Origin of the sequence: Methylobacterium sp. DB0501, assembly GCF_011043735.1 — a bacterium.
In the GTDB taxonomy this organism is placed as follows: Bacteria; Pseudomonadota; Alphaproteobacteria; order Rhizobiales; family Beijerinckiaceae; genus Methylobacterium; species Methylobacterium alsaeris.
On record NZ_JAAKGV010000014.1, the window covers coordinates 207,827 to 214,679 of the forward strand.

Here is a 6,853-nt window from a genome sequence, read left to right on the forward strand (position 1 = left end):
AAAGCGGCGCGGAGCAATTCCTAATGTGTCACAGTGTAAAGGAAAATTCCGCTGCTGTGGAGAGACCGGCGCCTTAGGCCGGATGGCCGGGCCTCCTTGCCCGGGCCATCCCGAACAGGCCTTCTTGCGCAGGCCATCTTGGCCCGCCCTCCTCCCGGTCCGTCACGGCACCGCGCAGGTGAGGCCGTCGCCCTCGGCGCGGGCGACCTGCGGATAGGCGCAGACCGGACGCGACCACAGCACCGCCCCGCCGGCATCGCGCTTCGTCGCCGTGAGCTCGCGCGGCGCCTCGCCCGCCTCGACCCAGCGCTCCAACGCCGTCAGCGGATCGATGCCGGTATCCGGGATGCCCGGCCCCTCGGTGCCGATGCCGCAATGGTCCATGCCCGGGACCATGAACAGGCGCGCGGTGTCCTTGAGCTTGTCGAGGCCGCCGCCCTTGGCCAGCGCCTCGTAGAAGGCGACGCTCATGAACGGCGTGACCAGCGGGTCGCCCCAGCCGTGGTAGATCAGGAGCTTGCCGCCGGCATCGCGAAACGCCGAGAGGTCGGCGGCGGGCCGCACGGTGGCGGATGCCGGATCGAAGGTGGCGGCGTTGTAGACCTGCGCCTGCGGCGCCAGCCGGGGCGGATCCGCGGAAAAGTCGAAATCCGTCACGCGATAGGCCGGCCCGGGCGAGGGCCAGAACGCCATGTAGCGCAGGAAGTCGGCGGCGAAGAGCGGCAGGATCGCCGGCGCATTGCCGAGGCCCGTGAGCCAGCGCGGCCAATGCGCCTCGGAGCCGAGCGGAATCCCGCCCGGGTAGAGCCGGCGGCCGGCCGCATCCGTCGGCCCGGCATACCACTTCTCCAGCACCCCGATCTCGGCCTCGCTCAGGCACGTGTCCGAGGTATCGCCGGTGCAGCGCAAGGCCGACGGCGTGAAGCCGCATTGCCGGGGATCGGCGACGAGCCCCTTTGTCCCCTCCGTGCCGCAGGACGCCGCGACCGCGTCGGCCACCAGCTTGACCCGCGGCGTGGTCAGGATCGGCTTGCCGTCGGCGCCGGTATTGGCCTTCGTCACCCAGGCGAAGGTGGAGGCGACGAGGCCGGTATAGTCGAGGGCCGGTGCCCCGCTGATGATCCCGTCGAAGTCCTTCGGGTATTTCAGCGCCTCCATCGCCGCCATGCGGCCGCCGGTGGAGCAGCCGGCGAAGTAGGATTTCCGTTGCGGCCGGTCGTAGAAGGCCCGCACCAGAACCTTGCTGACCCGGGCGGTCTCGGTCACCGCGCGCTGGCCCCAATCCATCCGGGCGACGAGGTCGCCGACCGCCCAGCGCCCGTCGGCCGAGCCGGTACCCCAATGGCCCGAATCCATGGTCGAGGCGGCGTAGCCCCGGCGCAGGCCGTAATTCATCGCGTTGGTGAAGCCCGGCGCGTCCGACAGGAGCGTGCCGCAGAATCCGCCGCAGCCGGTGCCGTAATACTTGCCGTTCCAGTCCTGCAGCGGCAGCCGCACCTCGAAGCCGATCGCCGGCCGCACCGTGCCGAGCACCCGGCAATAGGCCGGCAGGTCGCCGGCGGCCGGCACCTCGGCGGCGGAGTGGAGGTTCACGGCCTCGATCTTGAGGTTGGCGAGCGCGCCGCATTCGCCGGCGAGGGCCGGCCCCGCCACCAGGCCGGCGGCCAGGCCGACCGCGATCCCCACGCTGCGCCCCCGAAGTCTCCGTCCCATCGTCCCCGTCCCTCCCGGCTTTTCGCTGAGCTTAACCGCAACCCCTTGCGCCGTCGCCGGCGGAATGCGCTAAACCCGCGGGAACGAGAGATCAGGGCGGGAAACGCGATGGCAGGCAACGACGCCGGCAGCGACTTTCAGGATTTCGGCACCTACGATTACATCGTGGTCGGGGCAGGCTCCGCGGGCTGCGTGCTCGCCAACCGCCTCTCGGCCGATGCCCGCCGGCGGGTGCTGGTGCTGGAGGCGGGCGGACGCGACAACTGGATCTGGTTCCACATCCCGGCCGGCTACCTCTTCGCCATCGGCAACAAGCGGGCCGACTGGCTGTTCAGCACGCAGGCCGAGGCCGGCCTGAACGGGCGCCAGCTCGCCTATCCGCGCGGCAAGGTCATCGGCGGCTCGTCGGCCATCAACGCGATGATCTACATGCGCGGGCAGGCCGCCGATTACGACGGCTGGCGCCAGCTCGGCCTCGACGGCTGGGGCTGGGAGGACGTGCTGCCCTATTTCCTCAAGCACGAGGATCATATCGCCCCACCCAACGGCTTCCACCGCTCCGGCGGCGAGTGGCGGGTCGAGCCGCCGCGGATCCGCTGGGCGATCCTCGACGCGATCCGCGACGCCGCGGAGGCCGCCGGAATTCCGAAAATCCCGGACTTCAACACCGGCGACAACGAGGGCTCGTCCTACTTCCAGGTCAACCAGCGCCGCGGCCGGCGCTGGAGCGCGGCCCGCGGCTTCCTCAAGCCGGCGTTGAACCGCCCGAACCTGCGGCTCGAGACCGGAATCCTCGTCGAGCGGGTGCTGATCGAGGATGGGCGCGCCGCCGGCGTCGTGTTCGGCCGCGGCGGGCAGCGATACGTCGCCCGGGCGAACGGCGAGGTGGTGCTCTCGGCCGGCGCCGTCGCGACGCCGAAACTCCTCGAACTCTCCGGCATCGGCGACGGAGCGCGGCTCCAGGGCCTCGGGGTTGCGGTCGCGCATCACGCGCCGGGCGTCGGCGAGAACCTGCAGGACCACCTGCAGATCCGCCCGGTCTACAAGGTGACCGGCGTGCCGACGCTCAACCTCTCCTACGCCAACCTCATCAAGCGCGGCTGGATGGGCGTCGAATACGCGCTGTTCCGCACCGGGCCGCTCACCATGGCGCCGAGCCAGGTCGGGGTGTTCACCCGCTCGTCGCCCGACTACGCCACCGCCAACCTCGAATACCACTTCCAGCCGCTCTCCCTCGACAAGTGGGGCGATGGCCTGCACCGGTTCGGCGCCTTCACGGCGAGCGTCTGCAACCTGCGCCCGTCGAGCCGCGGCAGCGTGCATGCAGGCAGCCCCGACCCGCTGGCGCCACCCGAGATCCGCCCGAACTATCTCTCCACCGAGGAGGACCGGCGCGTGGCGGTGGATTCCCTCAAGCTCACCCGCCGCATCGTCGCCCAGGCGCCGCTCGCCCGCTTCCGGCCGGAGGAGTACCTGCCGGGGCCGTCGATCGCGAGCGACGCGGCCCTGCTCAAGGCGGCGGGCGACCTCGGCACGACGATCTTCCACCCTGTCGGCACCGCCCGGATGGGGGCCGACCACGACGCAGGCGCGGTCCTCGATGCGCGCCTGCGGGTACGCGGGATCCGCGGCCTGCGGGTCGCCGACGCCTCGGCGATGCCGCGCATCACCTCCGGCAACACCAACTCGCCGACGATCATGCTCGCCGAGAAGGGCGCGGCGATGATCCTGGAGGATGCCGGGTAGTCTACTCCGCCGCCATCAGCACCGGTGCCCGCTGGCCCTCGGACAGGTAGATCAGGCAGGAACAGCGCAGGAGCGAGGCGAAGTTGCGCACCTCGCCGTGGCGCTCCAGCACCTCGTCATGGAGCTTGGTGGCGAATTTCGCGACGCTGAGGCCCTCCTGGCGGGCGATCTCCTCCAGGATGGTCCAGAACGCGGTCTCGAGGCGCAGGGAGGTGCAGTGCCCGCCGATCCGCAGCGAGCGCGTCTCGTAGGCGTAGCGCTCGGGCGTCTGCTCGGCGAAGATCCGGCACATGGGGGCTCCTCCTGTCTTGTGTTGCGACAAGGATATTGAAGCGGGAGGCGGATCGGCAAGCGGCCGATGCGTCGCGGGCGAGAAGATCGCGGTGCATCATTTGACCGGCGGAATGGCCCAGACGTACGGCTCTTCTTTCCTTACGTCATGGTGCAGCCCTGACGGTAACGGCGCGTTCTAGTCCCGAAGACCCCAGGAGGACGCGCGATGGCACAGGAGAGCGTAGCGGGCGAGTTGATGCGGACGAAGCCGATCGACCGCCTGCGACGGGACGCGGAGAGCGGCGGCCACGGCCTCGAACGGACGCTGGGACCCTGGAGCCTCGTCGGGCTCGGCATCGGGGCGATCATCGGCGCCGGGCTGTTCTCGCTCACCGGCATCGCGGCGGCGGAGAATGCCGGGCCGGCGGTGGTCATCTCCTTCGCCATCGCGGCGGTCGGCTGCGCGCTCGCCGGCATGTGCTACAGCGAACTCGCCAGCATGATCCCGGTCTCGGGCAGCGCCTATACCTACGCCTATGCCACCATGGGCGAGTTCATCGCCTGGATCATCGGCTGGGATCTGGTGCTCGAATACGCGGTCGGCGCCGCCACCGTGTCGGTGAGCTGGTCGAAATACGTCGCCACCCTGTTGCAGGACTGGGGCATCGCGCTGCCGCCGCGGCTGCTGCACTCGCCGTTCGAGACGGTGCAGCTCGCCGACGGCTCGACCGTGCACGGCCTCGTCAACCTGCCGGCGGTCCTGATCCTGTGCCTGATCTCGCTGCTGCTGATGCGCGGGGTGCGCGAATCGACGAGGGTCAACAGCGTGATCGTGGTGGTGAAGGTCGCGGTGGTGCTGATCGTGGTCGGGGTCGGCCTGTTCTACGTCAAGGCACAGAACTACGTCCCATTCATCCCGCAGAACACCGGCACCTTCGGCGAGTACGGCTGGAGCGGCATCATGCGAGCGGCCGGCGTGGTGTTCTTTGCCTATATCGGCTTCGACGCGGTCTCGACGGCGGCGCAGGAGGTGAAGAATCCCCAGCGCACGATGATGATCGGCATCCTCGGCTCGCTCGCGATCTGCACGGTCCTGTATATCGCCTTCGCGGCGGTGCTCACCGGCCTCGTTCCCTACGCGTCGATGAAGGGTGACGCCGCCCCGGTCGCCACCGCCATCAAGCAGACGCCGTTTCCCTGGCTCCAGACCCTGGTGACCCTCGGCGTCATCGCGGGCTTCACCACCGTGATGCTGGTGCTTCTCTACGGCCAGTCGCGGGTGTTCTTCTCGATGGCGAACGATGGGCTGCTGCCGAAGTTCTTCGCCGTGGTCCACCCGACCTGGCGCACGCCGTACCGCTCGAACCTGTTCTTCATGGTGTTCGCGGCACTCCTCGGCGGGCTCACGCCGATCAGCACGCTCGGCCACATGACGAGCATCGGCACGCTCCTCGCCTTCATCATCGTCTGCGCCGGCGTCGTCATCATGCGGCGCACCCACCCGGACGAGCCGCGGGGCTACCGCGTCCCGCTGGTGCCGTTCGTGCCGGTGGCCGGCATCCTGGTCTGCCTCGCGATGATGCTCTCCCTCGACGGCGAGACCTGGCTGCGCTTGGTCGTCTGGCTCGGAATCGGGCTCGTGATCTATTTCGGCTACGGCCGGCGCCACAGCCGGGTCGGCCGCGAGACGGCGCGCTGACCACTCCCCTCCCCCTGGCGACGCGGGCCGCGACTGGGCTAAGGCAGTCCGATCCCGCGCGCGATGCGCCGAGAGTCCGGCGCCAGCAGCGCCAGGAGTCCGTCATTCATTAGAGGGCCACATCATGGAGATCCACCGGAGCGGATCCCGTCCGTCGCAAACGGGCTCCGCCGAGTACTTCACCGGCCGGGTGCGGATCGACCCGCTCATGAGCCCGCCCGATCCGGCCCGCGTCGCGGGCGCCCACGTTACCTTCGAGCCGGGCGCGCGGACAGCCTGGCACACCCATCCCCTCGGCCAGACCCTGATCGTCACCGCCGGCCTCGGCTGGGCCCAGACCGCGGGCGGTGCGATCGAGGAGATCCGGCCCGGCGACGTCGTGTGGTTCCCGCCCGGGGTGCGGCACTGGCACGGCGCGAGCGCCACGACCGGCATGAGCCACATCGCCATCCAGGAGAAGCAGGACGGCAGCGCCGTGACCTGGCTCGACCCCGTGACCGACGCCGAATACGGCGCGCAGTAGAGGACCCATTATGCCGCACGTCATCGTCAAGCTCTATGCCGGCCGCAGCGACGAGGAGAAGCAGCGCATTGCCGAAGAGGTCACCAAGGCCATCATGACCGCCGCGGGATCGTCGGAAGGCTCGATCTCGGTCGGGATCGAGGATGTCGAGCCGAGCGCCTGGACTGCAACCGTCTACGAGCCCGACATCGCCGCCAAGGCCGGCACGATCTTCAAGACACCCGGCTACGCACCGGCCTGAACGAAAAACCCCCGCCGGCTTTCGCCAGCGGGGGTTTTTCGTATCGTTGGTTGCGGGGACAGGATTTGAACCTGTGACCTTCAGGTTATGAGCCTGACGAGCTACCGGGCTGCTCCACCCCGCGCCAGGGTGTGATCTGCCTCGTGTCGAGGGAACGTGACGTGCTTGGCAGGTCTGGCGGTGACCGACTCTCCCGTGTCTTGAGACACAGTACCATGGGCGCTGGGGCGGTTAACGGCCGAGTTCGAGATGGGATCGGGTTCTGATCACCCCGCTCAGACCACCAGACCGGCCAAGCACGTTCGTTGTGGCAAGCATGCGTTCTGCGGCAGCCGCTTGGCTGCGTCAGGCGTCTTCATCGTGGCGTGGTGTCGGGGTTGATCCGGACACGGATCATGAGAGCGATCAAGCCGATCGAGCGATTAGTACTGGTCAGCTCAGCGCGTTACCGCGCTTGCACATCCAGCCTATCCACGTGGTCGTCTTCCACGGCTCTCAAGGGAGTTCTCGTTTCAAGGGGGGTTTCCCGCTTAGATGCCTTCAGCGGTTATCCCGACCGAACATAGCTACCCTGCACTGCGGCTGGCGCCACAACAGGTCCACCAGAGGTTCGTCCATCCCGGTCCTCTCGTACTAGGGACAGATCCTCTCAGAACTC

The 6,853-nt window shown here is 68.9% G+C and carries 6 protein-coding genes, 1 tRNA gene and 2 rRNA genes; 4 read left to right on the plus strand and 5 right to left on the minus strand.

Annotated elements, in window-relative coordinates; genetic code table 11:
* Positions 1-162: 162 nt before the first annotated feature.
* Positions 163-1,713 (minus strand): tannase/feruloyl esterase family alpha/beta hydrolase, encoded by a 1,551-nt coding sequence (locus tag G4G93_RS21005; protein ID WP_165086850.1) that lies wholly within the window; start codon positions 1,711-1,713, stop codon positions 163-165.
* Positions 1,714-1,821: 108 nt separating this feature from the next.
* On the opposite strand from G4G93_RS21005, the gene G4G93_RS21010 reads away from it, so the two are divergent.
* Positions 1,822-3,459, plus strand: coding sequence for a GMC family oxidoreductase (locus G4G93_RS21010; RefSeq protein ID WP_165086851.1), 1,638 nt, complete (start codon positions 1,822-1,824; stop codon positions 3,457-3,459).
* Between the two features lies 1 nt (position 3,460).
* Here the strand turns inward: G4G93_RS21010 and G4G93_RS21015 are convergent, their stop codons facing one another.
* A complete protein-coding gene (locus G4G93_RS21015; RefSeq protein WP_165086853.1) occupies positions 3,461-3,751 on the minus strand; it encodes a ribbon-helix-helix domain-containing protein in 291 nt (96 codons plus the stop codon).
* A gap of 207 nt (positions 3,752-3,958) precedes the next feature.
* Here G4G93_RS21015 and G4G93_RS21020 point away from each other — a divergent pair, with 207 nt between their 5' ends.
* From G4G93_RS21020 to G4G93_RS21030, 3 genes are all read left to right on the plus strand, one after another.
* Positions 3,959-5,431: an amino acid permease gene (locus G4G93_RS21020; protein WP_165086855.1), complete on the plus strand. Its 1,473-nt coding sequence runs from the start codon at positions 3,959-3,961 to the stop codon at positions 5,429-5,431.
* A 124-nt stretch (positions 5,432-5,555) separates the two neighbouring features.
* Entirely contained in the window at positions 5,556-5,954 is a 399-nt protein-coding gene (locus tag G4G93_RS21025) for a cupin domain-containing protein (RefSeq protein ID WP_165086856.1), read from the plus strand.
* Between the two features lie 10 nt (positions 5,955-5,964).
* Positions 5,965-6,195, plus strand: coding sequence for a tautomerase family protein (locus tag G4G93_RS21030; RefSeq protein ID WP_165086858.1), 231 nt, complete (start codon positions 5,965-5,967; stop codon positions 6,193-6,195).
* A 47-nt stretch (positions 6,196-6,242) separates the two neighbouring features.
* On the opposite strand, the gene G4G93_RS21035 is transcribed toward G4G93_RS21030, so the two are convergent.
* The 3 genes from G4G93_RS21035 to G4G93_RS21045 all read right to left on the minus strand — a co-directional run.
* A tRNA-Met gene (locus G4G93_RS21035) sits at positions 6,243-6,319 on the minus strand.
* A 48-nt stretch (positions 6,320-6,367) separates the two neighbouring features.
* Positions 6,368-6,483: ribosomal RNA gene (gene rrf / locus G4G93_RS21040) — 5S ribosomal RNA — on the minus strand.
* A 113-nt stretch (positions 6,484-6,596) separates the two neighbouring features.
* Positions 6,597-6,853 (minus strand): 23S ribosomal RNA (locus G4G93_RS21045); the annotation flags it as partial.